A 24,810-nucleotide genomic window follows, 5' to 3' on the forward strand; every position below is an offset into this window, starting at 1 on the left:
GATTCAGTTTTCCGGGAAGATGGAGGCGAACGTGGGCGAGCTCCGCACCCGGGTCGGCTCTGTCGAGGCGGACGTGAAGGACGTCGAGCGCGACCTGCGGTCCCACGGCGAACGCATCGCGCGGCTGGAGGCGGCGGGCGAGACGCTGGAGGAGCGCACGACGCTGTACCTCGAGCGCGCGATCCTCCGCGCCACGCGCGGCGACGGTCCCCGCCTGGCGCCGTAAAACCCCGCCTACCCCTCGTCGTACCGCCCCGCCTCCACCGTGTCGCGGACGCGCTGCACGTCGCGGCCGTGCACGCCCAGCGCGAGGATGAGCTCGATCCGCGCCTGCTGCCCGGTCATGTGGTCGGCGAAGATGCACCCCAACTCGCGCAGCTGGTGGCCGCCGCCCTCGTACGCGTAGGTGTCGAGCACCCGCCCCCGCGACGAACGGCTGGCGATGACCACGGGGCGGTCCGCCTCGATCCAGCGGTGGATGCCGGGGAGCACCGCGGGGGGCACGTTCCCCCGCCCCATCGCCTCCAGCACGATGCCGTGCGCGCCCGAGTCCAGGCTGGCCTCCACCAGCCGCGCGTCGGCGCCGGCCACGATCTTGATCAGGTCGACGGGGACGACCGGCTGCCGCGGCGCCAGCGTCGGCTTGCGGCGGCTCTCGCGGTAGAACAGCGCCTGCCCCTTGTCGGTGATCCCCAGTGGCCCCCAGTTGGGCGAGCGGAAGGTGCCGGCCTGCTCGGTGTGCGTTTTCACCACCTCGGCGCCCTGCACGATCTCCTCGTCCATCACCACCATCGTCCCCCGCCCGCGCGCCTCGGGAGCCGACGCCACCTCCACCGCACTCATCAGGTTCGCCGGGCCGTCCCACGACAGCTCCGACGAGTTGCGCATCGCCCCGGTGATCACGACGGGGATCTCGGCCGGGAGCGAGCGGTCGAGGAGATACGCCGTCTCCTCGATGGTGTCGGTGCCGTGCGTCACCACCACGCCGTCCACGCCCTCGGCAAAGGCGTCGAGGATGGCGGCGCGCAGCTCCCACATCCGCTCGATGGTCATGTGCGGGCCGGGATGGCGCCCGAACTCGCGCACCTCCAGCTCCGCGACGGCGTCGATCCCCGGCACCGACTCGATGATCTCGCGCCCGGTCAGCCGGGGCACCGCGCCGCCCGCCTCGGGGTCGCGGCGCATGGAGATGGTGCCGCCGGTGGCGAGGAGAAGCACGCGCGGGAGCGGCCGCTCAGCCACAGAGCACGCTCCCGCCGTTCACGTTCAGGATCTCGCCGGTGACGTGCCGCGCCAGCGCCGAGCAGAGGAAGACGATCGGCCCCGCCACATCGTCGGCGCTGGCCACGCGGCCCAGCGGGATCGACGCCTCGATGCGCGCTCGGCCGGCCGCCATCGGCTTCTCGATCATCTCCGTGTCGGTCCACCCCGGCGCCACGCAGTTGACCGTGATCCCCCGCGGCGCCAGCTCGACGGCCACCGACTTGGTCAGGGAGATGAGGGCGCCCTTGGTGGCCGCGTAGTCGGCGTGGAACGACTCGCCTCGCTGCCCGGCGGTGGAGGAGACCAGCACGATGCGGCCGTTGGGGGTGACGAAGCGCGCCGCCAGCCGCACGGTGTGGAAGATGGAGTCCAGGTTCTGCTGGATGCTGCGGCGCCACTGCTCGTCGGTCATGTCGGCGATGGAGACGTCCTCGGCCACCCACACGCCGGCGTTGCCCACGAAGATGTCGATCCCCCCGAACTCCACCAGCGCGCGCTCGAACAGCAGCTCGGCGCCCCAGGGGGTGGAGATGTCGCCCGCCTGCGCGTACGCCCGGCGCCCGAGCGCGCGCACCTCGGCGGCCACGGCCTCCGCCTCCTCCGCGCGATTGAGGTAGCCGACGCCCACGTCGGCGCCGGCGCGCGCCAGCATCAGCGCCGCGGCGCGCCCCACCCCGCGCGACGCGCCGCTCACCACGGCGCGCTTTCCCGTCAGTCCCAGGCTCAGGCCGCCGTCCACTTGCCCCCCAGCTCCGCGGCGTGGTGCCGCTCCGTGTCCAGGATCTCGCGCAGCAGCGCCTCCGTCTGCGCGTCGATATCTCCGCTCTCCAGCATCCCCTCGTAGCGCGCTACCTCGCCCTCCTCGCGCCGCCGCGCCTCGTCCTCCCACCCCTCCAGCCGCGCCTCCCCCGGCGCGATGTCGCCCAGGTCGTCGAGCGCGGCACCCAGCTCCAGCAGCCGCGCCGTCAGCCGCGACAGGTGATGCTGCTCGTCGGCGTGCAGCTCGTTGAAGCGCTCGCTGAGCACCGCGTCGCCGCGCTCCTCGGCGGCGGCGGCGAGCGCGCGGTAGAACAGCGCGTGCTCCTTCTCCGCTCGCCGGGCATCCTGGAGCGCGTCGGTCAGGTCTTCCGGGAGTTCGTCCGGCATGTGAGATTGATGGAATCGGGATGATCGGCCGCGAAAAGTACGTCCCGCCGCCGCGCGGGACCAGAATCAATCCACCGATGCGCACCTGGGCCATCTGCCTCCGATCCGGAGATAACCCGGCATCGCTCGAGCGCCGCAAGCTGTACGAGGTCGTCCCCGACCCCGTCGCCGAGCGGTCCGGCTTCGTTCGCATCGTTGACGAGAGCGGAGAGGACTATCTCCATCCCCGATCATCGTTCCATCTCGTCGATCTGCCCGGCAAGGTAGACGCCGTCTTGCGGCAATCGCCCTGATTCAAACGACGCGGCGGACGCTGACAGGATCGGTGCGGCGCGCCGGGCATGTGGCTTGCGCCCCGGACGCGGCCCGGCGGCCGCGGCTGCGGCCTGATGTCAGGGGAGATCACGAGCAAGGAGCGGGAGATGACGGGGAAGCGGCTGGCCGCGGTGCTGGGCGTGGTGGCGATGCTGGGCGCGGCGTGCAGCAAGCAGGGCGGCGGCGACTACCAGGGCGGCAGCGAGGGAGCGACGGGCGATACCACGGGGATGAACGGCGGCGCAAACAGCGGCAGCAACTCCGACCAGGCTAGCCCGCAGCCCGCCGCCACGCCGTCGACCGTGCCCCCGGTGCAGGCGCCGCCCGCGTCGGAGACGGGGCCGAACACCATCTCCAGCCCGTCGGGGAGCGGCACGCCCGCGCACATGGGCGGCACGCGCGACACCACCGGCAAGCGTCCCTGACTGCGTCGCGTCGCGGGGAAGAACGGGTGCGGGGCACGCCCCGCACCCGTTCCTTTGTTCATTGGCTCGGAAGTTGACATTGCGGCGCCCCGGGAGAGGAGGCGACCGCAGATGAAGGACCGGTTCCGGCGCTTCGCGCAGGCGGTGTCGAACGTGGTCGGCTCGGCGTGGACGTTCATCGCCGCCGTGCTGGTGATCCTGGCGTGGGCGGTCACCGGGCCGATGTTCGGCTACTCGAACACCTGGCAGCTGATCATCAACACCGGCACCACCATCGTCACCTTCCTGATGGTGTTCCTCATCCAGAACACGCAGAACCGCGACGCCAAGGCCATCCACCTGAAGCTCGACGAGTTGCTGCGCGCCGTGGCCAAGGCGCGCACCGGGCTGGTGGACGTGGAGTCGATGTCCGACGAGGAGCTGGCGAAGCTGCAAGAGGAGTTCCACCGCCTGCGCGAGCACAAGCAGTGGGAGGAGGAGCACTTCCCCAGCCACCGCGACCGCCGCCGGACCGGCCGCCGCGCCGAGGACCAGGTGGAGGAGTGACCCCCGAAGACGTTGATTTCACGCAGAGTCAGCAGGGTCAGCAGAGAGACTGACTGCAGTTCTCTGCTGACCCTGCTGACTCTGCATGAAACCAATCTTTTCAGATTTTCGGGATGATGCTCCGCCCGCCGCGACGCACTATTCCTTCCCCGCGTCTCCCGAATCCTTGCGCGTCAGCCGCTGGAGGTTCGCGCGCGTCTGCTCGATCACCTTGCGTGTATGGTCGATCACCGCGCGGGTATGGTCCAGGAGCGCGTTGACGTCGCGGTCGTGCGCCGTCCGCTCGGGCGAATCGGCATCCTCCGTCTTCCCGCCGTCCTTCTTCGCCTTCCCGGGCTTCGCCGCCTCGCCCGCTTCTCCGGCGGCGGGCGCGGGGTTGCCGCCGCGCACCTCCTTCACGGTGTTCGCCAGCGACTTGCGGATGCGGGCGGCGCGCTCGACGGGATCGTCAGCCATAACGCTCCCGGCTCCTTCCCGGCTCCGCTTCCCTCTCCCCGGGCCGATCGCCGCCGTCCTCGTCCGCCGCGCGGTGCGCCTGCACACCCACGCGCTCGCTCTGGCGCAGCAGCCGGGCGGCCACGGCCACGGCGGCGTCCGCGCCCTCGCCAGCGGGCAGGTGCGCGCGGATGCACCCCTCCACCTCTTCGCGCAGCACCTCGAAGTCGCGCCGCAGCTCGGTCTCGTCCCAGTCCAGCCGCTGGCGCTGCTCGGCGTGCAGCTCGGCCACCAGGCGCTGGATGCGGGTGCCGTCGCGCAGCAGCCGCGGCGCGTCCTCGGCGCTGCCGCCCAGCACCACCATCGACTGCGCCACGTCGGCCACCAGGGTGGCTGCGTGATTCAGCAGGTCCACGTCGGTGGCGCCACGCGCGTGCGGCACCTGCGGGTCGCTGCGAACGCGGCGCACGTACGACTCCATCACGACGTCCACGTGGCAGGTCAGCGCGCTTCCCGCCGCCTCGATGGCCCACCCGGCGCGGCGGCGGGTGCGCTCGTCGCGGCCCACCTCGCTCTCCGGCGCCGCGGGAAGCCAGAGGGTGAAGCACGAGCCCTGCCCCGGCACGCTGCGCACCGTCACGTCGCCGCCCATCAGCCGCGCCAGCTGCCGGGCGACGGTCAGCCCCAGCCCCGCGCCGCCCTCGGTGCGCGTGTGCCCGCTCTCGCCCTGGCGGAAGGGCTCGAACAGCTCGTCCATCCGCCGCGGATCGATCCCGATCCCCGTGTCCTCGACCTCCACGCACGCCCACGGCCCACGGCCCGCCACCCACGCGCCGGGATCGGCGGAAGCGGCCACGCCGCAGCTCACGCGCACCGAGCCGCCGCGCCGGGTGAACTTCACCGCGTTGGAAAGGAGATGGTCCAGCACCTGGCCCACGCGCCCCACGTCGCCCAGGTAGAAGGCGGGGTTCGACGGCGCGCAGCCGTCGTGCAGCGCCACGCCCCCGTCCGCGGCGAAGGCGCGGGCGCGCGAGAGGGCCTCGTCCACCGCCTCCTGCACCGACGCGCGCTCGCGGGCCACCGTCATGCGGCCGGACTCCAATCGCGCCAGGTCCAGCACCTGGTCCACCATCGCCAGCAGCTGCGCGCCGGCGGTGCGCACGCGGCCCAGGTGCTCGCGCTGCTCCCCGGTCAGCGGCCCGGCGATCTCCAGCTCCATCAGGTCCACGTAGCCCAGCACCGCGTTCAGCGGGGTGCGCATCTCGTGGCTCATGGCCGCCAGGAACTCGCTCTTGGTGCGGCTGGCCTCCTCGGCCTGGGCGCGGGCGCGCTCGGCGGCGCGGTACAGCCGGGCGTTGTCGATGGAGATGGCGGCGCGGCGGGCCAGGTCCTCCGCCAGCTCCAGGTCTCCCTCGTCGTAGGGGGAGTGCTCGGCGCTGACGAAGGTCATGGCGCCCAGCACCTGCCCGCGCGCCGTCATCGGGGCCACGATCACGGAGCCGATCCCCAGCGCCCGCAGCGTGCGCAGGTGGTCGGGGTCGCGCGCGGCGGCGGCCACCATCTCGTCGCTGACGTGGGGGATCAGCTCCGGGCGGCCGGTGCGCACGACGACGGGCACGCCGAGGGGGTCCTCGATCCGCGGCGGCCACCCGGAAACCAGGCGGCGGGCCAGCGGCTGCAGCGCGGGGTCGGGATGGACCACGGCCAGGCGGCGCATGGTGCCGTCGTCCTCCACCAGGTCGACGATGCACCACCCGCCCAGGTGCGGCAGCGCCAGCGCGGCCACGGTGCCCAGCGTGGTCTCGTAGTCGAGCGAATCGGCAAGCAGGCGGCTGGCCTCGGCGAGGTACGCACCCCCCGCCAGCGCCGCCGTGCCCGCCGCCTTCCGCCCGCCCTCGCGCATTCGCCCGCGCTCCGTGGGTGTCTCCGGCCCGCGCTCCGAGGCGCATTCGGTCCGCGCAGGAGGCAAGACGCGTGCAACGCACGTCCCCGAGTCGGCGAGCAGCGTTGGGGCCGAGTCACTCCATCTGGAGGAGATCGAACCGCATGCTGATGGGGACACCGGAAGCATCCGGATGAGCTTCCTCCCTCCGCTTCTGTACGACCCGATTGCGTACAAACCCTTGGCGCGCGTACCAGCCCTCCAGATCCGGTTTCGCGTCGACCGTCACGTAGCGGGCCCCGATCCTCGCGCATTCGCGGCGGGCAAACGTGAGCGCATAGGCCACGAGGGATTGCCCGAGTCCGCATCCTGCGAAGCGGCGGTCGACGCCGAGCTGCGCAATCTTGATCGCCGGCAGGGAACGATATCGAATGCCCGGGTCTTTCTCGCGCGTACCCAGTTCCACCAGGTCCGCGGTGGTCGTGAGGTAGCCGGCGAGTATCCCTTTGACGAAAAACAGGCGAGTGGCGGACAGGCGACGGCAGTGGTCGCGCCACGCACGCTCGTAGAGATACTCGTTCTGCTCGGCGCGCCCACAGTCAAACCCACCGGGCGGTTCCCCATCCAGCGGAACGACGTCGATGTCGCCTTCGCTCCACCCGGCAGCAGGGTCGTAGAACGAGTGCATTGTGGGATCCGGCAAAAGAAAACCCGGGCAGGTCGGTCGACGTGCCCGGGATTGAACAGCGGACGTGCGCAGTTCAGCTGCGTTTCTTCCTCTTCTCCACCAGCGCGAGCTCCCGTTCGACCAGGAACTCCATGCGACGCATGCGCTCGAACGTCTTGCGGCGTTCCGGCGTGTCGGGAGACCCGTTCTCCAGTTCCTCCAAGACTTCCCGCGACCCTTCCTCGGTGAAGGGCGGCGTCCGCTCAAGGCCCATGTCGCACTCCAGGTACGGGTGGAACTAAACATAGTATACGCGCTTGAAGTCGTCAAGGCTGCGCCGGATGCCGGCCCGCCCGGTCGACCGGCGGTGGATTTCCGCGCAATCTGTTTGCTTGCACCCGCCGGCGGGCGCGGCCTACCTTCGTCGCTCCCGATTGACAGACCTTCGGCGCGAGCGCGGCCATGCACGCGGTTCCGGCGAGATGAGCACCCACGCCATGCACGCGCCCTGCGACGAGGGCGTCGTCCGCAGCGCGCGCGCGCCCGCCTCCGCCGCGCAGACGGCGGCGGGGGGATGGGTGCTCGCCGCGGCCATCCTCGGCTCCAGCATGTCGTTCGTCGACGGCACGGTGGTGAACGTCGCCCTTCCCGTGCTGCAGCGCGCGCTGGGCGCGGACGTGGCCGGCGTGCAGTGGGTGGTGGAGTCGTACGCGCTCCTCCTCTCCGCGCTCCTGCTGGTCGGCGGCGCGCTGGGAGATCGGTATGGGCGGAGACTGGTCTTCGGCGCGGGCGTGCTGCTGTTCGGCGTCGCGTCCGTCGCGTGCGGGCTGGCGCCCTCGCTGCCGTGGCTGATCGCCGCGCGCGCGGTGCAGGGCGTGGGCGGGGCGCTGCTGGTGCCGGGGAGCCTAGCGCTGATCAGCGCGTCGTTCCCGCCGGAGAAGCGCGGCCGCGCGATCGGGACGTGGTCGGGATCGACGGCCATCGCCGCGGGGCTGGGGCCGGTGCTGGGCGGCTGGCTGGTGGAGCACGCGTCGTGGCGATGGATCTTCTACATCAACGTTCCCTTCACCGCGGCGGTGCTGGCGATCCTGGCGCTGCGCGTATGCGAGAGCCGCGACGACGAGGCGGCCGGCGCGCGGCTCGACCTGGCCGGCGCCGCGCTGGCGACGGTGGGTCTCGGCGGGATCACCCTCGCGCTGGTGGAGTCGTCGCGGCTGGGATGGGGGTCGCCGCTGGTGCTGGGGGGGATGATCGGCGGCGTGGTGGCGCTGGCGGCGTTTGTGGCCGTCGAGCACCGGGCGCGGGCGCCGATGGTTCCGCCGGAGCTCTTCCGCTCGCGCACCTTCACCGGCGCCAACCTGCTGACGCTGCTGCTGTACGCGGCGCTGGGCGGGGCGATGTTCTTCATCCCCTTCGACCTGATCGACGTGCAGGGCTACGGCGCGGCGGCCGCGGGCGCCGCGTTTCTTCCCTTCATCGTGCTGATGTCGCTGCTGTCACGCTGGGCGGGCGGGCTGGTGGACCGCTTCGGCGCGCGGCTGCCGCTCACCGTCGGCCCGCTCGTGGCCGCGGGGGGACTCGCGCTCTACACGCTGCCGGGGATCGGCGGGAGCTACTGGGCCACCTTCTTCCCCGCCGTGGTGGTGCTGGGGCTGGGGATGACGATCGCCGTGGCGCCGCTGACCACCGCGGTGATGGGCGCCGTCGAGCAGCGCCACGCCGGCGCCGCGTCGGGGGTGAACAACGCCGTGTCGCGCGCCGCGGGACTGCTGGCGATCGCCGTGTTCGGGCTGATCGCCGTCGGCGCGTTCGGCGATGCGCTCCCTGGCCGGCTCCGCGCGCACGCCGTCCCCGCCGACGCGGCGAGCGCGGTCCAGACGCAGCGGATCCGCCTCGCCGCCGCCGAGGCGCCGGAGAACGCGCCCCCCGCCGTCCGCGCCGCCGCCGCCCGCGCCGTGGACGAGGCGTTCGTGCACGCCTTCCGCGTGGTGATGCTGGTGGCCGCGGGGATGGCGGCCGCGAGCGGCGTCATCGGCTGGGCGATGATCGAGCCCATCCGCCCGAAACGCCGGCAATCATCGAGCGGGTAAGAACAACAAGTCTCGCGCAGAGCAGCAGAATCGCGATGATCCGGCGCACTCGGCACTCAGCACTCACGCGTTGGCTGGCTGGCTGTAGTAGTCGTAGTAGTAGGTGTACCGGCCGTAGTCCGCCACCTTCTCGTCCGGGTCGTTCAGCACCGCGCCCACCACCCGCGCGCCGATGGCGCGGAGCTGCTGCACGGCGTACTGCGCGGGCTGGCGGTCCGTCTGCCCGGCGCGGAGGACGAGGAGGACGGCGTCGGTCTGCACGCCCAGGATCTCCGCGTCGGCGGCGGCCAGGACGGGCGGAGTGTCGACCACGACCAGGTCGTAGCGCGAGGAGAGCTCGGCCATCACCGCGCGCATCCCGGCGCCGCCCAGCAGCTCGCTGATGTTGGGCACCAGCGTGCCGGCGGGAAGGATGTGCAGCCCCTCCACCTGCGTCGAGCGGATCGCCTCTTCCAGCGTTCCCTGGCGCGCCAGCACCTCGGTGAGGCCGGGGGTGCGCTCGGCGCCGAACAGGGTGTGCAGCCGGCTGCGGCGCATGTCGCAGTCCACCAGCAGCACGCGCATGTGCTGCTGCGCGAAGGTCACCGCCAGGTTCGCGCACACCGTGCTCTTCCCCTCGCTGGCGCCCGGCGAGGTGACCAGCAGCGTGCGCAGCGGGTCGCCGCCGGTGGAGAAGATCAGGTGCGTCCTGAGCTTCCGGTACGCCTGCGACCCCGCCGAGTGCAGGTCGGTGACGGTGATCAGCGCGTCGGCCGGGGCCGGCGAGCGCTTGACCAGCGCGGTGCCGGGCACCTTCAGCTTGCGGCCCGGGCGGCGGCGCTTCTCGGCCTCGGGGACGATCTTCGGCACGATGGCCAGGACGGGCACGTGCAGCAGCGCCTCGATCTCCTCGCGGCGGAAGAGCGCGGTGTTCAGCCGGTCGAGGAGGAACGCGCCGCCGGCGCCGATCATCAGCCCGATCAGCAGCGCGAAGAGCACGCGCTTCTTCACCCCGCGCGGCATGGGGCCGCCGGGGACGAGCGCGTGGTCCATCATCTCCACCTGCCCGGCCTCCACCGCCTCGTCGATGCGCGCCTTCTGCTGCTCGCGCAGCAGGTCGTCGGTGAGCGTCTGCAGCGTCTCCACCTGCCGCGCCAGGCGCTGCTGCTCGGCCTCGGCGTCGGGGAGCTGGCTGACGCTGGCGGCGTCGGTGGCCATCATCTGGTCCATCACCCGCACCTGCGCGTCGAGCGCCGTGGAGCGCGCCGACACCGCCATCCCCAGCCGGTTGCGCGAGCTGGCGATGAGCGAGTCGAGCCGCTGCACGTCGGGGTTCGTGGCCGCGCGCGACCAGGGGCCGGTGGTCAGCGAGTCGCGCAGGACCTGGTAGCGCTGCATCTGCTGGTAGAGCGAGACGAGCCCGCTGTTCGTCCCCACCTGCGGGCTGGCGGCCAGCGCGGCCAGCTGCTCGCCGCCGTCGCGGGTGTTGCCCAGCGCCGTGCCCATCTGCGCGTAAATGCGGCGCTCCTGGTCCAGCTCCTCGCGGTGCATGCGCAGCCCCGCCAGCCCCTCCTGCGTGGTCCTGAACTTCTCCTGCGGGCTGAAGGCGTTGACGTTCTTGCGGAACTGGCTGAGCTGGTACTGCGCGGCGATCAGCAGCGAGTCGGTGCTGCGCAGCTGCTCGCGGATGAACAGCGCGCGGCGGCGCGACGCCTGCTGCGCGCTCTCGGTGTTCACGTGCTGGAAGCTGACCGCCGCGGCGTCGGCCACGCGCTGCGCCAGGTGCCGGTCGTACGCCGTGTAGGCGATGTCGATGACGTTGGTCAGCTCGCGCGGCTTGGCGGTCAGCCCGTTCAGCACGGCGTTGATGGCGTCCTCGCGCGAGACCAGGGAGAACTGCGCGGAGGAGAACGACGGGCGGCGGATGAACGTCGCCTCCACGCCGGGAAGCTGCAGCGGGCGGCGATAGGGCGCCTTCGCGGTGACGCCGTTCAGCGTGGCGGTGACCTCGCGCTCGCCGAACTCCACGGCCATGGTGTCGCCGTCCTGCGCGGCCGAGTTGACGCGCACCGCGCCGACCACCGCGTAGGGGAAGTCGGGCTTCACCGGGCGCAGGCGCAGCCCCAGCGAGTCGGCCACCAGCCCGGCCACGCTGCGGCTGCGCAGCACCTGGATCTGCGAGAGGATGGGGTCGGTGTAGTAGCCGGGGAGCTGGTCGGGGTTGGTCCCGCTGGTGGCGCCCAGGTCGCCGCCCATCTTCACCGACGCGTCGCGCAGGCGCACCGAGGTGGTGGCCAGGTACATCGGCAGCTCCTTCGACACGCGCCAGAGCGCCACGCCGGCGGAGAGCACGACCGCGGCCGCGACGAGCCACCAGTAGCGGCGGAGCGCGCTCAGGTAGTCGCGGATGGGGATGCCGTCGCTCTCGTCCTGGGCCTGCGGGGTCAGCTGCGAGCGCAGCAGCGGCGTGCGCGACGAGCGCTCGGACAAGCTGGTGGTCACGGGATCGATGGGGGTCAACTCGGACACGTGCGTCACCGGGGGTGCAGCGGAAACGCAGGAGCCGCCGCGCGGGGGGCGCGGGGGATTGCCTGCGACTTTGAAAGATTCAGGAAAAGCCGCGCGGGCCAGCCACGGCCAGATCAGCAGAATGTGTTGGAAGATAACGACTTATCGGGGAAAACGGAACGGTGCGAAAGCACACATCCGTTCATCCCCGCGCCCCGCGGGACCCTCCCCCGGCGGGACCCTCCCCCCGCGGCTGGGGCCGCGTACCCCCTCCCGATAACGGGAGGGGGTAACTTCGAGCGCGCGGCGCGGCTATCCTCGCGTTCCTCGCCTCACGTGCGACGCGATCGTGGCGACTGCCCTCGCTCTCCGCGCCACCGCCGCCGCCGCGCTGAGTTCTCCCCTCCCCTGCGCAGCGGGGGAGGGGCCGGGGGAGGGGGCCAGCCCGCGGCCGCGCCGATCCCTCCCCCTCACCCCGATGCCGTCCCCACCTAACTCAGCACTCAGCACTCCTGCGCCAGGTACCACTCCACCGTCCGCTCCAGCCCCTCGCGGACGTTGACGTGCGCGCGGAAGCCGAAGAGCGACAGCGCCTTGGAGGTATCCAGGCAGCGCCGCGGCTGGCCGTCGGGCTTGCTGGTGTCGTACACGAAGCGCCCCTCGAACCCCACGATCCCGGCGATCAGCCGCGCCACCTCGGCGATGCGGATCTCCAGCCCGATCCCCACGTTCACCGGCTCGTCGGCGTCGTAGTGCTCTGCCGCCAGGAGGAGCGCCCGCGCGCAGTCTTCCACGAACAGGAACTCGCGCGAGGCCTGCCCCGTCCCCCAGATCACCAGCTCCTCGGCGCCCGTCCGCCGCGCCTCGACCACGCGGCGGATCAGCGCGGGGATGACGTGGCTGGTCTCGGGGTCGAAGTTGTCGCGCGGGCCGTACAGGTTGGTCGGCAGCAGGTAGATGCCGTTCATCCCGTACTCCTGCCGGTACGCGGTCAGCTGCACGTGCAGCGCCTTCTTCGCGATCCCGTACGGCGCGTTCGTCTCTTCCGGGTAGCCGATCCAGAAGTCCTCCTCGCGGAAGGGGACCGGCGTGTACTTGGGATACGCGCACACGGTCCCCACCTGGACGAACTTCTCCACCCCGCGCAGCCGCGCCTCCTCGATCAACTGCGCGCCCATCATGATGTTGTTGTAGAAGAAGCGCCCCGGGTGCGCGCGGTTGGCCCCGATCCCCCCGACCTCGGCGGCCAGGTGCATCACCACGTCGGGGCGGCTCGCGTCCATCACCCGGCGGACGTTGTCGTGCTCGGTGAGATCGTACTCTTCGCGCCGGGGGACGAACACTTCCGCCGCGCCCAGCCCACGGAGGCGGTCGACCACGTGCGAGCCCAGGAAGCCCGTGCCGCCGGTGACCAGCACGCGGCGCGTGCGCCAGAATTCAGGCGATAGCTCGCGCTCCGGGTGCATCCCGGGGGCGAACGGTGCCGACTCGCTCATCAGTTGTCTTCAGGGAGATCCGGAGAGTTTGCTGCGGGCAGGCGTTGCTGCGACGGTACGATACAACTCCAGCGTGCGCCGGGCCATGGTCGCGGCGCTCAGCTCGCCGGCCACGCGCTCGCGCCCGCCCCGGCCCAGCCGCCCGCGCAGCGCCGCGTCGCCGAGGAGGCGATTCAGCGCGTCCGCCAGCGCGTCGACGTCCGCGGGGGCCACGGTCAGGCCGCTGACGCCGTCGGGCGAGACGAAGGGGACGCCGGTGTCGAGCGCGGTGTTGACCACCGGGAGCCCGCAGGCCATCGCCTCCATCTGCACGATCCCGAACGCCTCGCTGCGCGCCACGCTGGGGAGCGCGAACACGTCCGCCGCGTGGTAGTACGGGCGCAGGTCCGGCACCGGGCCCAGCAGCGTCACCCGCCCGGCGACGCTCTCCTCCGCCGCCAGCCGCGCGAGCTCCCCGCGGAGGGGCCCGTCGCCGGCGATCAGGAGCGCGGCGTCGACCCGGCGCATCGCGCGTACAAGGTAGTCGAATCCCTTGTAGTAGACCAGCCGTCCCGCGGCGAAGACGATGCGCTCGCCGTGGTGCCGGCGGATCGCGGCGGCTTCGTCCTGATCCACCTGCTGAAACTCGTGCGGATCGATGCCGAAGGGGATCACCGACACCCGCTCCGCGTGGCGGCGGAGGACGGGCGAGCTGGCCGCGTAGTTCGGCGAACTGGCGATGACGGCGTCGGCGCGGCGCAGGAAGCGGTGCAGGATGGGCGAGAAGAGCGGCCCGAGCACACGCTGGCGGACGATGTCGCTGTGATAGGTGACGACCAGCCGCCCCCGCGGCCGCGCGGCCCGGTACGACAGGACGGCGGTGGGATTGGGGTGATGGAAGTGGACGAGGTCCGCGTCCGCGCGCCGGATCTCCCGTGCCATCCCCGGATTGAGCGATGCCGACGCGAGCGTGAGCTTCGTCCCCACGCGCGTGACAGGGATGCCGTCGACCAGCTCGTGGACGGTGTGGGGATCGTCCGCGCTCACCAGCACCTGGAGGTCGACGTCCGCCTTCGTCATCCGGCAGAGCAGCTCCAGGTGACTCTCCATCCCTCCCGCGTGCGGCGGATAGAACTTGCCGACGTGCAGCACCCTCATTCCGCCATCCTCGACAACAGAATGGTCTCACGCAGAGGGCGCAGAGGACGCAGAGGAGTTCGTCGCATGCCGAAGCATTCCTCTGCGACCTCTGCGCCCTCTGCGTGAGACAAAATCTTTTCGCTCATTCCTCCCCCATCCCCAGCACGTGGCGATAGACGGAGAGGAGGCCGCGCGCGTACGACTCCAGCGAGAAGGCGTCGGCGCGCTCCAGTGCGGCCTCGCGGCGGCCGGCCCACTGGCGGCGGTCGCGGCGGTCGAAGAGCACGCGGTCCACCGCCTCCACCCAGCCGCGCACGTCGCGCACGGGCGCGTACGTCACCGCCTCGCCGCCGACCTCGCGGAAGACGGGGAGGTCGGTGGCGACGACCGGCGTCCCGCACGCCATAGCCTCCACCACCGGCCAGCCGAACCCCTCGCGCTTCGACGTGGCCAGCAGCGCCGACGCACGGCGGTAGACGGCGGCCAGAACGGGCCGCTCGAGGAACGGAAGCTCGACCACGCACTCCGCGGGGATCTCCAGCTCCGCGCGGATCCGCCGCTGCTCGTCCGTCAGCGGGCCGCCGATGCGGACGAGGCGGGCCGCCGGATACCGCTCCCGAAGCGCCGCGTACACGCGCAGCACGAAGCCCACGCGCTTGCGCGGCACGTTGATCCCCACGTGCAGCAGGTCGATGCTGCGCCCGTCCGCCGGCCCCAGCAGCCGCGCGGCCTCCGCGTCCGCCGCGCGGTCCGGCTCGGCGGTGAAGTCGGGGTGCACGGGGAGGGGGATGACGGTGGTGCGGTCCGCGTAGACGAGGCCATGCTCCAGCAGCTGCGCGCGCACTGCGTGAGTGTCGCAGATGACGTAGTTGGCCGCGCGGAGGCCCATCATCACCCGCTTCATCGTGCTGCGGAACCACCACGGCCGCTTCTCGCGATCCGCGCCGACGAGCGAGCGGAAGGCGTCGAGGTCGTGGCAGGTGACGACGGCGGGGCGGTGCTCGAGGTGATGGACCAGGTGCGCGTAGCTGTGGTCGATCACGTGGAAGAGGCGGAAACCACGCACGCGCGGCTTGAGCCACCGCGGGTACATGATGTAGCGGCCGAGGTAGCGGTCCGCGCTCGGCCGCTTCGTCCCCGCATGGCCGAATCTTCCGTGCAGCACGCGCGGCAGCTTCGGCCGCAGCAGCGCCGCGTCGAACGCGTCGCCGCCGTAGCGCTCGATGGCCAGCATGGTGAGCTCGGCGGCCAGGTCCATGCTCGGCCACCCTTCTTCCAGGTAGTCGGCCAGGATCCCGACGCGCCTCGGCTTGCGCGGGAGGACGCCCGCCAGCCGCGGCCGCGTCTCGGCGACGACGTCGTCGAAGTCTATCTCGGCGACAGTTCGAACCATGCCTGGCTGTTCAGCAGGGGGCCGAGAAGGGGGACGGGGGAGAAGCGCGTCCGGCGAACGACGAAATCGCGAGCGAGCCGCCGCCGCAGGGCGCGCCAGTTGAAGCCCTTGTGCCCGTGGTAGACGTTCGGCTCGCCCGAGGCGAAGCGCGACGCGTAGACCGGCCGCGCGATCGCCGTGCCGCCGGCCGCGAACACCATCCGCGCGAACTCGCCGGGCGAGTAGGTCTCGCGCTCCCTGTACCCCTCCAGCCCGCGGCGGGCGGCGAGGGCGCGGTACAGCTGCTTTCCGGCCAGCGTGGGACCCGTTTCGACCGGCACGCTGACGATCACGGTGCCGTCGGGCGCGACCAGGCGGCGGAGATCGGCGACGACGCGGTCCACCGTCTCGAGTGTGCAGTGCTCCAGCACCTCCATGCACACCGCCACGCCGAAGCTGCCATCGGGCTCGCCCGCCAGCGCGGAAGTGTGCACGAAGCGCAGCCCCTCGTCAGCCGCGAACCGCGTGGCGGCCTCGGCGGCCAGCGCGGCGTCGACCTCGGCGCCGACGGCGTGCGGGAAGAGGTCGCGCACCATCGACAGGAAGGTGCCGTCGCCGCAGCCGTAGTCGAGCAGGCGCTTGCCGGCGTACGGCGCCACGAGCTCCCGCGCCACGCGGAAGCGCGACCCATGGCTCCAGCGCAGCAGCCGCAGCCCGCCGAACAGCTGGCGCCGCGCGTACGCGCCTTCGCGAATGCGCTCGTCGCTCATCGCCCGGCGAACTGCGTTCTCACGCGGAGACGCGGAGACGCGGAGGACTCAGTGCTGCGATTCATTTCTCCGCGTCTCCGCGGCTCCGCGTGAGGCTGCTGTTGAGGATCTCATCGAAAAACGCCAGGTGGCGGCGCGCGACCGCGGGGAGCGCGTACTCCGTGCGCGCGCGTTCCAGGCCACGGCGGGCAAGGTCGGCGCGGCACTGCGACGACGAGACGACGTTCTCCAGCACATTTCTCCACGCGGCGATGTCGCCCTCGGGCGCGACCACGCCGGCGGTGCCGACGACGTACGGGATCTCGCCGCTGTCGCTGCCGATCACCGGCACGCCGCACGCCATCGCCTCGATCAGCATCCGCCCGAACTGTTCGCGCCACCGGGGCGTCGTGAGACTCGGCGCCGCCAGCACGTCCATCGCCGCGAGGTATCCGGGAACGCGCTCGTGCGGAACGCCCGTCACCACGCGGACGGAATCGCCAGTGCGCGCCGCCCACTCTCGCAGCTCGCCTTCCATCGCCCCGCCGCCGACGAGGAGGAGGCGCGACGGACCCGCCATCTCCCACGCGCGCCGCAGGACGTCGAGTCCCTTCTCGGGGACGAAGCGGCCGAGGTAGCCGACCACCGGCGGCCCCTCATCCCCCCACGCCAGCTCGGCGCGGACGCGGCGGCGCGCCTCGGGGGCGGGGCGGAAGCGCGCGACGTCGACGCCGGGCGGGATCACGGCGTGCGGGCGGTCGCGGTAGCCGGGGCGGCCGCGCAGCGTCTCCTCCACCGTGCGCCCGAAGGCGATCCACGCGTCGGCGCGGCGCATCACGCGGCGCTCGAGCTGCGCGAAGGGCGGCGGGTAGCGCTTGGGGAGATTCTGGAACGTCGCGTAGACGAGCTTCGCGTCGGGCCGCGCCGCCCGCGCGATTTGCGCCGCGGAGAGCACGTACGGCTCCGTCCACGCGTGCACCACGTCCCACCGCTCGGACAGGATCCGCCGCAGCTCGCCACCCCAGCGCATCAGGTGCGGCTTCCGCGCGAAGCGCACGGGGACGCCGACCGTGCGGCACGCCTCGCCCTCCAGCGGCTCCAGCTCGATCTCACGCAGGTCGCCGGGATAGCGCGCGGGGGCGACGCACGTCACCTCCCACTCGCCCGCGCCGACGACGGCCATCTCGTGCGCCAGCCGGCGGTTGGCCGCGACGACGTAGCTGTGGCCGAGGGTGAGGAGGCGCTTCATCCCCGCCCCGCCGGGCCTTGGTGCGGTCCCTCAACGTATCGATGCAGCCGCGGCGCGGAGGCCCCCCTCCCCGCGCTGCGCGCGACCCTCCCCCCAAAACCGACTGGGGGGAGGGTGGATGGGGCGCTCCTCCGGCGACAGCGTGTTTCCACAACGATCGTGTGGCGACAGGCGACAGATCCTTCGGCCTGCAACTTATGGCGCTGACGTGAGTTCGGGGTGACCGGCCTCAGGATGACGTCCTTTCGGGTCACGTATCACCGTTTACCGGCGAGACATACGGCTCGGGGGGAGATTGGGTCATCTCGCGCCACCGCATCATCGTCGACCAGCGCACGGGGTTGCGCTCGCGCAGGAGGGCGGGGAGCTCGCGCGCCAGGCCGCGCACGATGCGGCCGAACCCGCCGGGATCGTGAATCCCCCACCCCTTGCGCATGGGAAAGTAGCGCCAGAGCCGCAGCGCCGCGCCGCCCAGCACCAGCGGGAACGGCTCATCGCAGATGGCGGAGACGGCGGAGTTGCGCACCGTCTGGTGCAGGTAGCGCCGCTCGTCGCGCCCCGCCGCGGCGGCCACGTGCCCGATCCGCGCGCCGGGGAGGTAGACCACGCGCATCCCCCTGTCCAGCAGCCGCAGGCAGAGCTCCTTCTCCTCGCCGTTGATCCCCAGCCGCTCGCGGAAGCCGCCGGCCGCCACGAATGCGTCACGCCGCAGCAGGTGCGCGTAGCCGATGAAGGCGGGGATGTACGACGGATGGTCCGCCGCCGCCGGCTGCGCGGAGGGCGCGAACGGCACCCCGTGCTCGTCGCACTGCGCGAACGCGACGGCGGCGATCTCGGGGTCCGCATCCATCACGCGGACCGCGCCTTCCACCGCCTCGCGAGTGACGATGAACGCGTCGTCGTCCAGCATCAGCACGTACGGCGTGCGCGCCTCGCGGGCGATGCGGTTGCGCGCTGCGGACACGTTCAGGCTGCGCTCGTTGCGGATGAAGCGCAGTTCCGGCGACAGGTCGGCCGCCAGCGCGGCCAGCGCGGCGCCCTCGGCCGGCGGGTCCGACGCGTCGTCGACCACGATGGCCTCCAGCATCACCCCGTCCAGCAGCCGCAGCGAGCGCAGGCAGCGCACCAGCGCCTCCGGCCGGTTCTTCGTCGCCACGCCGACGGTCAGCACGGGCTCCGTCATCGCCCCGGGAGGAGGCCGTGGATGCAGAGCGCGACCCAGGCGACCACCGTCAGGATCAGCGGGACGTCGGTCCAGAGCGCCTCGGTGGGCGACTCACCCAGGCTGCGCGTCTGCACCAGGTACGAGTAGCGGAAGATGCCGAGCAGCACGAGCGGCACCGTCACCGCCAGCTGCGGGCGCACGTCGATCACGTACAGCGAGTAGAAGACGATCGACGCGCTGGCCGCCGTCTGCGCGTAGCCGTCGAGCAGCGGCAGCGTGTACGAGCCGAGCACGCGCCGCGCCTCGGGGCCGCTGGTCGCCAGCTCCTGGCGCCGCTTGACCGCCGCCAGGTACAGCGCCAGCGACAGCGTGGTGATCAGCATCCAGCTCGACAGCGGCACGTCCACTGCCCGCGCGCCGGCCCACACCCGCAGCACGAACCCCAGCGCCACGCAGAACAGGTCGACGACGGCGACGTGCTTCAGCTTCAGCGAGTACGCGGCGTTCAGCGCCAGGTAGATCAGCAGCGGCGGCGCCGGAGCGGGGAAGATCACCAGCCCGGTCGCGAGGATGGCGAGGAGCACGGCGAGCAGCGCCCACGCGGCGGAGACGGGGAGCGCGCCGGAGGCCAGCGGCCGCGTCGCGCGCTTCACCGGGTGGAGACGGTCGGTGGGGACGTCGCCGACGTCGTTGAAGACGTAGACGGCGGACGCGGCCACGCAGAACAGCGCGAATGCGGCCAGCGCACGCACGTCCGCCGCCGGGTCCGCGAAGACGCCGGCGAACACCGCGGGCGCCAGCACGAACGCGTTCTTCACCCAGTGCCGCGGCCGCACCAGCCGGGCCACGGCGCGCGCGCGTCCGGGCCGCTGGGCGGCCGGGGCGGGCGGTGCGCTGGGTGGAGATGCGGTGATCACGTCGGCGCTACAGCTTGAGGCGCTTGAAGATACGCTCGGGGACGGCGCGGATGGCCAGCATCACCGGCCGCCAGAAGCCGGGAAGGTAGACGACGTCGGCGCCGCGGTCGATGGCGCGCACGATCCCCCTCGCCACGCGTGCGGGGGACGCGACGAGGAAGCGGCCGCGGCCGAAGGTCATCCGCGTGTCGACGAACCCGGGCTTCACCGTCACCACGCGCACGCCGGCGGGATGGAGGCGGTTGCGCAGGCCCTGGAGATACACCGACAGCCCGCCCTTCGCGGCACCGTAGACGTAGTTGCTCTGCCGCCCCCGGTCGCCCGCGACGGAGGAGACGACGCAGATGAAGCCCGCGCGCCGCGTCTCCAGGTGATCCGCCAGCGGCGTCAGCAGCGAGACGACGGCGGTGAGGTTGACGTCGATCGTGCGCCGCGCCTCGTCCGCGTCGTGCTTCGACGCATCCCCATCTCCCATCCACCCCAGCGCGACGACGACGCCCGCGAGCGAGTCCCCCTCGTCCGCGATCACCCGCTCCGCAAACGCCACGTGCGACGCGAAATCGAGCGCGTCGAACGCCACCGCGCGCGCGGAGATGCCGTGGCGCACCCGCAGGTCCGCGGCGACGGCCTCCGCCTCGCCCGCGTCGCGCGCGGCGAGGACGAGCGCGTGGCCGCGGCGCGCCAGCTCCGCCGCCACCGCCCGCGCAATGGCCGACGTGGCGCCGGCGACGAGGACGGTTCCGCGCGCGCGCTCAGGCAAGCCCCACCCTCCGCGCCAGCGACGAGGTCAGCACCCCCGCCGGGTCCAGCTCGCGCCGCACCGCGCGGAACGCGTCGGCGGCGGGGTACATCGCCGCGAAGGTGGCGGCGTCCATCACCGCGTCCTTGGCCAGGTACACGCGCCCGCCCGCGTCGGCCACGATGCGATCCATCTCCCGCAGCATGGCGATGACGGCCGGCGCGGCGGGAAAGTCGAGCGCGAGCGTCCACCCCTCCATCGGGAAGGAGAGCAGCCCCTCGCCCGCGGGGCCGAAGCGCTTGAGCACGGCCAGGAACGACGCCTGCCCACTCCGCGCCGCGCGCTCGAGGATGGCCCGGAGCGCGTCCGTGCGGTCGGGCGGGACGACGAGCTGGTACTGCACGAAGCCGCGGCGGCCGTACATCCGGTTCCAATCCGCCACGGCGTCGAGCGGCCACATCCAGCGCTCGAGCGGCTCCAGCGCGCCCGTCCGCGCCCGGTGCGCCGCGCGGTAGAGGCGGTTGAAGACGCCGACCGTGACGCGGTTCAGCGCGCCCGCGGGAAGGCCGAACGGCAGCCGCCGCGCGCCGCGCTTCGGCCGCGCGAACGGGTCGCCGGGGACGGCGGAGGAGGGCGCGTGGTCGGCCTGCATCAGCACGCCGCGGCCAAGCGCCTTTCCGGCCGCCAGCGCGTCGATCCAGGCGACGGAGTAGCGGTGCGCATCCGCATCGGCGAATCGCCCGAGCGCGTCGTCGAGGTCGCGCAGGGGGAGGGTGTCGACGGCGACGAACGCGGACTCGACGCGCATCAAGCGCAGCTTCGCGCGGACGATGGCGCCGGTGAGTCCCATCCCCCCGAGCGTGGCGCGGAAGGCGTCCGGCTCGGCGTCACGCGAGCAGCGAAGCGGACCGAGGCCGGGGGTGAGGAGGGAGATCTCGTCCACCCAGCGGCCGAACGTGCCGTCGCGGTGATGGTTCTTCCCGTGCACGTCCGCCGCGATCGCGCCGCCGACGGTCACGTGGCGCGTCCCCGGGACGACGGGGAGGAACCACCCGCGCGGCAGGAGCGCGTCGGCGACGTCGCCCAGCGCCACGCCGCCCTCGCACTCCAGCACGCCGGCCGCGTCGTCCCACGCCAGCATGCGGTCGAGGCGGAGATGCGAGACCACGGCGCCGCCCTCGTTCAGCGCCGCGTCGCCGTACGCGCGCCCCAGCCCGCGCGCGATCACCCCGCCGTCGGCGGGCGATGCGATGACCTCCGCGAGCTCCGACACCTTCTCGGGGCGATAGACGCGGCACTCCGCCACGGGGTACCGGCCCCAGCCGGAAAGGCGCTCGGTTCGCGAGGGGATCATCGAGGTGCGGCGAGGATCACGCGCGGGGCGGGAAACGGACGGAAGATAGTGGAGATGGACGGGTGCGGGTAGGCGGCTTCAAGAATGCGGGACAGCCTCCTGGCACGAAGCCAGCCCCCAGCCGCCTCCGCGCGGAGGCCCCCCTCCCCGCGCTTCGCGCGACCCTCCCCCCAAAACCGACTGGGGGGAGGGTGGAACTCAGTGATGGGTTCAGTCTCGCGCCCGATTGCATGCATTCGCGCGGCCGCAGGCTGGCCCCCTCCCCCCGGCCCCCTCCCCCGCTTCGCAGGGGCGGGGGAGAACTCAGCTCGGAGGAGAATTCTGCTCGTCGCGCAAATGCCGCGTCGGCAGTCGCGCAGCGACTTTGTGCTGTTGTTGCCGTGAATTCATTCGCCCGGCCTCCAGCTCATCCCCCGCGGCGGACGAAGGCGTTCAGATTGGCGGCGTACCAGGGCGGCAGGTCCAGCGCGGCCACGTCGGCGCGGAGGGCGTCGTTCTCGGGGGCGAGGTCGTAGCCCAGGTTGCGGAAACGGGCGATCCAGTGCTCGGGCGGGCGCTCGTTCACGTGCAGCACGCCGCCCTGCAGCGGCTGCGCGCCCGAGAAGACGATCGCCGGCGCGCACGCGGCCAGCAGGCGCAGCAGCTTGGCCGAGTGCCACGCGGGGACGTGCTCCACCGTCTCCAGCGAGATGGCCAGGTCGAAGCTGCCCAGCTCGCGCGCCAGCGCGTCGGTGCCGCGGACGCTCGTTCCCGCCAGGTCGAGCGCGCGGGTGGAGATCCCACGCGCCCTCGCCCGCTCCAGCGCCGCGGGCGACTGGTCGACGCCCATCGCGCGGAGCGTGGGAGACGCGCGGCGCATCGCGGCGAGCAGCTTCCCGTCGCCGCAGCCGACGTCCAGCGCGGAGGCCGCGGGAAAGCGGCGGAGGATGGCGCGCGCGAAGCCATCCCAATCCCCCGTCTCGTTGCGCCGCCAGAAGTCCTCGTCGAAAGGCGTCGCGCTGGCGGGGCGGATGCGGTCGCGGGCGCGCTGCGCGTACCACGCCGCGAGCGACGCGGCGGTGCGCACCCGCCAGTAGGTTCCGGGCGCGCGGCGCTTGGCGGCGTCCAGCGCGCCGCGGAGGATCGGCACCGGCTAGGCCCCCGCCGTCGCGGCCTCGTAGGTCTCCAGCGTGCGCTCGGCGGTCGCCGTCCAGCTCATCCCCTGCACCGCGGCGTGGCCGGACTCGGCCATGCGGCGGCGGAGCGGGGCGTCCTCCATCAGCCGGCGCACGGCGGCGGCAACGGCCTCGGGCTGGCGCGGCGGCACCTGGATCCCCCCGCCGCCGCCGGCCAGCAGCGGCGGCACCCCGCCCACCGACGTCGCGACGACGGGAAGACGCTGGCTGAGCGCCTCGACCACCACCATCCCGAACCCCTCGTAGGTCGACGTCATCACCAGCAGGTCGTGCACGCGGTACTGGCGCATCACCTCCGCCTCGTCCGCGCGCGGGAGGACGGTGACCAGCGGCCGCACCTCCGCCGGGAAGGCGGCCAGCACCTCTTCCTCCGATCTCCCCGGGCCGAGGATCGTCAGGCGCGGAGGATCAGGGCGCTCGGCCAGGATCGCCATCGCACGGACGAGGTAGTCGACGCCCTTCACGGGATCCCACGAGCCGCAGAAGAGGAGTCCCGCCCCGCGCGGCGCGTCCGGCGGCGGCGCATCGGCCAGGAACGCGCTGCTGACGCCGTGGGGGATGACATCGATCTCCCCCGCCTTCTTCCACCCCTTGTGGACGACGAAGTCGCGCTCGGCGGGGTTGAGGACGATCATCCGGTCCGCGAGCCGCGCGGCGAGCGCCACCTGGCTCATCCGCGCCATGGGATACCAGATGCGGCGCGGCCACGGCTTGGGGATGAGCCCCCACTCGTGGTCCTCCACCATGCGGCGGAAGTTCAGGTGCTCGATGCCGTGCGAGCGGCTGACCAGCGCCACGCCGCGGTACGCGCGCAGCTTTCGCCGCGCGCCGATCACCGCCCCCTCCGCGCTGGCGACGTCGACCACGTCGTACCGGCCAGTCGCCTTGAACGCGCGGCGGATGGCGCGCTCGGCCAGCAGCGGCCCCACCGCCCAGCGCAGCCGCGCGTTCTTCGGGCGCTCGCCGAGGTGGGGCGAGAGGAGGACGTCGCAGGTGTGGCCCAGGCCGCGGAATTCCTCGCGCAGCTTGTGGTAGACCTTCCCCGAGCCGAGGCGCGGATCGTCCGGGTAGTCGCCGACCAGCAGGATCTTCACGCATCCCCCCGTTTCGCGGCGGCCCAGCGCACGCGGGCCTTCAGCGCACGCCCCGCCTGCAGCGTATGGGCCAGCGGCCCGCGCCGGCGCCGGAAGATGCGCTGCAGCCGCATCTCCTCGTCCTCGCTGACGCCGGCCGGAGTCGTCCCCAACTCGGCGCTTTTTGTGGATCCCTCGCTCAGCCCGGCCGGGAGGGCTCTCTCCCTGCCCCCGACCAGCCCCTCGCCCGCCTCGCCCGGCGTGGCCCTCTCCCTGCCGCTGCGCGGCTGTCCCTCCCCCAAAACCGACTGGGGGAGGGACGGGGGCTCGCTGCGCTCGCGGCTTCGTCCGGCGCGCAGATCTTCGAGACGTGCGTGGTATTCCGCCCAGAGGGAGAAGTAGGGGCGGTCGAGCGCGGCGAGGTAGTTCAGGTAGCGGGCGAACGGGCTGCGGCGCCAGTCGCCGGCGGGGTGGCGCTCGTGGGTGACGAGGGGTTCGCGGTTCAGCAGCTCGGCGTCGGCGTGGCGGAGGAGGATGGCGGTGTAGACGTTGTCCCAGATCGGCTCGCCGCCGATGTACGCGCGGAAGCGCCGCCGGTTCGCGCGCCACCACCCGGCGGAGATGGCGAAGGCGTCGATCCCCGCCGTCACCATCTCGATCCCCTCGCCCGTCTCGGGATGCACGTCCATGCGCGAGAACGCGTACGCGTCGCGCCCGCCGCCGAGGATGCGGTCGATCGCCGCCTGGGTGAAGGCGATGTCGGAGTTGGCATACGCGAACCAGCGGCACCCCTCGGCTTCCGCGATCTCCGCTAGCCGGTCGAAGGCCTCGGAGACGATGGGCTTGCGCGGGCCCTGCTGTCCGCTCGCGGTGCGCGAGTCCCGCGCGAGCACGGCGTGCGTCGCGAAGCCGTCGACCTCGAAGACGTCGCCCGGCCAGCCCAGGTTCGCGAGCCGGACGCCGTCGAGCGCGCGCCAGGTGGCCAGCGCCTCCGCCTGCCGCCGCCCGCCGTCGCCCGTGGCGGGGAACGCGTTCACGCCGAGAAGAACCTTGGTCATGCAGGAGTGACGGGGATGATCGTCATGAGAGATCGGAGATGATCGTGCGGGTGAACGGGTTTGCGTGCCCGGCGCGGCGTCGGCGCCC

The 24,810-nt window shown here is 72.6% G+C and carries 25 protein-coding genes; 5 read left to right on the forward strand and 20 right to left on the reverse strand.

Annotated elements, in window-relative coordinates; translation table 11 throughout:
* The first annotated feature begins 31 nt into the window (after positions 1-31).
* Positions 32-226, forward strand: coding sequence for a hypothetical protein (locus VF092_12485; protein ID HEX6748103.1), 195 nt, complete (start codon positions 32-34; stop codon positions 224-226).
* 8 nt (positions 227-234) lie between these two features.
* On the opposite strand, the gene VF092_12490 is transcribed toward VF092_12485, so the two are convergent.
* From VF092_12490 to VF092_12500, 3 genes are read right to left on the reverse strand one after another with little or no spacing between them, the layout of a single operon-like run.
* A complete protein-coding gene (locus VF092_12490) occupies positions 235-1,242 on the reverse strand; it encodes an asparaginase (protein ID HEX6748104.1) in 1,008 nt (335 codons plus the stop codon).
* Positions 1,235-2,002, reverse strand: a complete 768-nt coding sequence (locus VF092_12495) for an SDR family oxidoreductase (GenBank protein HEX6748105.1) — start codon at positions 2,000-2,002, stop codon at positions 1,235-1,237. Before VF092_12495 ends, VF092_12490 begins: the two co-directional genes overlap by 8 nt.
* Positions 1,987-2,409, reverse strand: a complete 423-nt coding sequence (locus VF092_12500; GenBank protein HEX6748106.1) for a hypothetical protein — start codon at positions 2,407-2,409, stop codon at positions 1,987-1,989. The genes VF092_12495 and VF092_12500 overlap by 16 nt, the downstream gene beginning before the upstream one ends.
* Positions 2,410-2,429: 20 nt before the next feature.
* Between VF092_12500 and VF092_12505 the strand changes: the two genes are divergently transcribed.
* From VF092_12505 to VF092_12515, 3 genes are all read left to right on the forward strand, one after another.
* Complete coding sequence (locus VF092_12505) at positions 2,430-2,702, forward strand: hypothetical protein (protein ID HEX6748107.1); 273 nt, start codon at positions 2,430-2,432, stop codon at positions 2,700-2,702.
* A 129-nt stretch (positions 2,703-2,831) separates the two neighbouring features.
* On the forward strand, positions 2,832-3,149 hold the full coding sequence (locus VF092_12510; protein ID HEX6748108.1) for a hypothetical protein: 318 nt from the start codon (positions 2,832-2,834) through the stop codon (positions 3,147-3,149).
* A gap of 111 nt (positions 3,150-3,260) precedes the next feature.
* Positions 3,261-3,695: a low affinity iron permease family protein gene (locus tag VF092_12515; protein ID HEX6748109.1), complete on the forward strand. Its 435-nt coding sequence runs from the start codon at positions 3,261-3,263 to the stop codon at positions 3,693-3,695.
* Positions 3,696-3,833: 138 nt separating this feature from the next.
* Here the strand turns inward: VF092_12515 and VF092_12520 are convergent, their stop codons facing one another.
* From VF092_12520 to VF092_12535, 4 genes are all read right to left on the reverse strand, one after another.
* Positions 3,834-4,151: a hypothetical protein gene (locus tag VF092_12520; protein ID HEX6748110.1), complete on the reverse strand. Its 318-nt coding sequence runs from the start codon at positions 4,149-4,151 to the stop codon at positions 3,834-3,836.
* Positions 4,144-6,033: an ATP-binding protein gene (locus VF092_12525; GenBank protein HEX6748111.1), complete on the reverse strand. Its 1,890-nt coding sequence runs from the start codon at positions 6,031-6,033 to the stop codon at positions 4,144-4,146. Before VF092_12525 ends, VF092_12520 begins: the two co-directional genes overlap by 8 nt.
* A 115-nt stretch (positions 6,034-6,148) precedes the next feature.
* Positions 6,149-6,700: a GNAT family N-acetyltransferase gene (locus VF092_12530; protein HEX6748112.1), complete on the reverse strand. Its 552-nt coding sequence runs from the start codon at positions 6,698-6,700 to the stop codon at positions 6,149-6,151.
* A 73-nt stretch (positions 6,701-6,773) separates the two neighbouring features.
* The gene (locus VF092_12535) at positions 6,774-6,953 is read right to left on the reverse strand and encodes a hypothetical protein (protein ID HEX6748113.1); all 180 of its coding nucleotides are present in this window, start codon (positions 6,951-6,953) and stop codon (positions 6,774-6,776) included.
* A 208-nt stretch (positions 6,954-7,161) separates the two neighbouring features.
* Between VF092_12535 and VF092_12540 the strand changes: the two genes are divergently transcribed.
* Complete coding sequence (locus tag VF092_12540; GenBank protein ID HEX6748114.1) at positions 7,162-8,769, forward strand: MFS transporter; 1,608 nt, start codon at positions 7,162-7,164, stop codon at positions 8,767-8,769.
* A gap of 63 nt (positions 8,770-8,832) precedes the next feature.
* On the opposite strand, the gene VF092_12545 is transcribed toward VF092_12540, so the two are convergent.
* The 13 genes from VF092_12545 to VF092_12605 form a co-directional block, all read right to left on the reverse strand.
* Positions 8,833-11,277 (reverse strand): polysaccharide biosynthesis tyrosine autokinase, encoded by a 2,445-nt coding sequence (locus VF092_12545; GenBank protein ID HEX6748115.1) that lies wholly within the window; start codon positions 11,275-11,277, stop codon positions 8,833-8,835.
* A 482-nt stretch (positions 11,278-11,759) separates the two neighbouring features.
* On the reverse strand, positions 11,760-12,752 hold the full coding sequence (locus tag VF092_12550) for a GDP-L-fucose synthase (GenBank protein HEX6748116.1): 993 nt from the start codon (positions 12,750-12,752) through the stop codon (positions 11,760-11,762).
* Between the two features lie 9 nt (positions 12,753-12,761).
* Positions 12,762-13,889, reverse strand: coding sequence for a glycosyltransferase (locus tag VF092_12555; GenBank protein HEX6748117.1), 1,128 nt, complete (start codon positions 13,887-13,889; stop codon positions 12,762-12,764).
* A 124-nt stretch (positions 13,890-14,013) separates the two neighbouring features.
* Positions 14,014-15,264 carry a glycosyltransferase family 1 protein gene (locus VF092_12560; protein ID HEX6748118.1) on the reverse strand — a complete coding sequence of 417 codons (1,251 nt, stop codon included), beginning with the start codon at positions 15,262-15,264 and terminating at the stop codon, positions 14,014-14,016.
* Complete coding sequence (locus tag VF092_12565; GenBank protein HEX6748119.1) at positions 15,240-16,013, reverse strand: methyltransferase domain-containing protein; 774 nt, start codon at positions 16,011-16,013, stop codon at positions 15,240-15,242. Before VF092_12565 ends, VF092_12560 begins: the two co-directional genes overlap by 25 nt.
* A 61-nt stretch (positions 16,014-16,074) precedes the next feature.
* Complete coding sequence (locus tag VF092_12570) at positions 16,075-17,241, reverse strand: glycosyltransferase family 4 protein (protein HEX6748120.1); 1,167 nt, start codon at positions 17,239-17,241, stop codon at positions 16,075-16,077.
* 250 nt (positions 17,242-17,491) lie between these two features.
* A complete protein-coding gene (locus VF092_12575) occupies positions 17,492-18,424 on the reverse strand; it encodes a glycosyltransferase (GenBank protein ID HEX6748121.1) in 933 nt (310 codons plus the stop codon).
* The gene (locus tag VF092_12580) at positions 18,421-19,323 is read right to left on the reverse strand and encodes a decaprenyl-phosphate phosphoribosyltransferase (protein HEX6748122.1); all 903 of its coding nucleotides are present in this window, start codon (positions 19,321-19,323) and stop codon (positions 18,421-18,423) included. The genes VF092_12575 and VF092_12580 overlap by 4 nt, the downstream gene beginning before the upstream one ends.
* A 7-nt stretch (positions 19,324-19,330) precedes the next feature.
* The gene (locus VF092_12585; GenBank protein ID HEX6748123.1) at positions 19,331-20,083 is read right to left on the reverse strand and encodes an SDR family oxidoreductase; all 753 of its coding nucleotides are present in this window, start codon (positions 20,081-20,083) and stop codon (positions 19,331-19,333) included.
* Positions 20,076-21,416, reverse strand: a complete 1,341-nt coding sequence (locus tag VF092_12590; protein ID HEX6748124.1) for an FAD-binding oxidoreductase — start codon at positions 21,414-21,416, stop codon at positions 20,076-20,078. Before VF092_12590 ends, VF092_12585 begins: the two co-directional genes overlap by 8 nt.
* A 406-nt stretch (positions 21,417-21,822) precedes the next feature.
* A complete protein-coding gene (locus VF092_12595; GenBank protein HEX6748125.1) occupies positions 21,823-22,545 on the reverse strand; it encodes a methyltransferase in 723 nt (240 codons plus the stop codon).
* Between the two features lie 3 nt (positions 22,546-22,548).
* A complete protein-coding gene (locus VF092_12600; protein ID HEX6748126.1) occupies positions 22,549-23,685 on the reverse strand; it encodes a glycosyltransferase family 4 protein in 1,137 nt (378 codons plus the stop codon).
* Positions 23,682-24,722 (reverse strand): hypothetical protein, encoded by a 1,041-nt coding sequence (locus tag VF092_12605; protein ID HEX6748127.1) that lies wholly within the window; start codon positions 24,720-24,722, stop codon positions 23,682-23,684. Before VF092_12605 ends, VF092_12600 begins: the two co-directional genes overlap by 4 nt.
* Positions 24,723-24,810: the final 88 nt, after the last annotated feature.

Origin of the sequence: Longimicrobium sp. (assembly GCA_036377595.1) — a bacterium.
Classification (GTDB): domain Bacteria; phylum Gemmatimonadota; class Gemmatimonadetes; order Longimicrobiales; family Longimicrobiaceae; genus Longimicrobium.

Coding starts and splice junctions, on each gene's coding strand:
- VF092_12500 (HEX6748106.1), bottom strand. CDS start 2,409: ATGCCGGACGAACTCCCGGAAGACCTGACCGACGCGCTCCAGGATGCC.
- VF092_12505 (HEX6748107.1), top strand. CDS start 2,430: ATGATCGGCCGCGAAAAGTACGTCCCGCCGCCGCGCGGGACCAGAATC.
- VF092_12510 (HEX6748108.1), top strand. CDS start 2,832: ATGACGGGGAAGCGGCTGGCCGCGGTGCTGGGCGTGGTGGCGATGCTG.
- VF092_12515 (HEX6748109.1), top strand. CDS start 3,261: ATGAAGGACCGGTTCCGGCGCTTCGCGCAGGCGGTGTCGAACGTGGTC.
- VF092_12520 (HEX6748110.1), bottom strand. CDS start 4,151: ATGGCTGACGATCCCGTCGAGCGCGCCGCCCGCATCCGCAAGTCGCTG.
- VF092_12525 (HEX6748111.1), bottom strand. CDS start 6,033: ATGCGCGAGGGCGGGCGGAAGGCGGCGGGCACGGCGGCGCTGGCGGGG.
- VF092_12530 (HEX6748112.1), bottom strand. CDS start 6,700: ATGCACTCGTTCTACGACCCTGCTGCCGGGTGGAGCGAAGGCGACATC.
- VF092_12535 (HEX6748113.1), bottom strand. CDS start 6,953: ATGGGCCTTGAGCGGACGCCGCCCTTCACCGAGGAAGGGTCGCGGGAA.
- VF092_12540 (HEX6748114.1), top strand. CDS start 7,162: ATGAGCACCCACGCCATGCACGCGCCCTGCGACGAGGGCGTCGTCCGC.
- VF092_12550 (HEX6748116.1), bottom strand. CDS start 12,752: ATGAGCGAGTCGGCACCGTTCGCCCCCGGGATGCACCCGGAGCGCGAG.
- VF092_12555 (HEX6748117.1), bottom strand. CDS start 13,889: ATGAGGGTGCTGCACGTCGGCAAGTTCTATCCGCCGCACGCGGGAGGG.
- VF092_12560 (HEX6748118.1), bottom strand. CDS start 15,264: ATGGTTCGAACTGTCGCCGAGATAGACTTCGACGACGTCGTCGCCGAG.
- VF092_12565 (HEX6748119.1), bottom strand. CDS start 16,013: ATGAGCGACGAGCGCATTCGCGAAGGCGCGTACGCGCGGCGCCAGCTG.
- VF092_12570 (HEX6748120.1), bottom strand. CDS start 17,241: ATGAAGCGCCTCCTCACCCTCGGCCACAGCTACGTCGTCGCGGCCAAC.
- VF092_12575 (HEX6748121.1), bottom strand. CDS start 18,424: ATGACGGAGCCCGTGCTGACCGTCGGCGTGGCGACGAAGAACCGGCCG.
- VF092_12590 (HEX6748124.1), bottom strand. CDS start 21,416: ATGATCCCCTCGCGAACCGAGCGCCTTTCCGGCTGGGGCCGGTACCCC.
- VF092_12605 (HEX6748127.1), bottom strand. CDS start 24,722: ATGACCAAGGTTCTTCTCGGCGTGAACGCGTTCCCCGCCACGGGCGAC.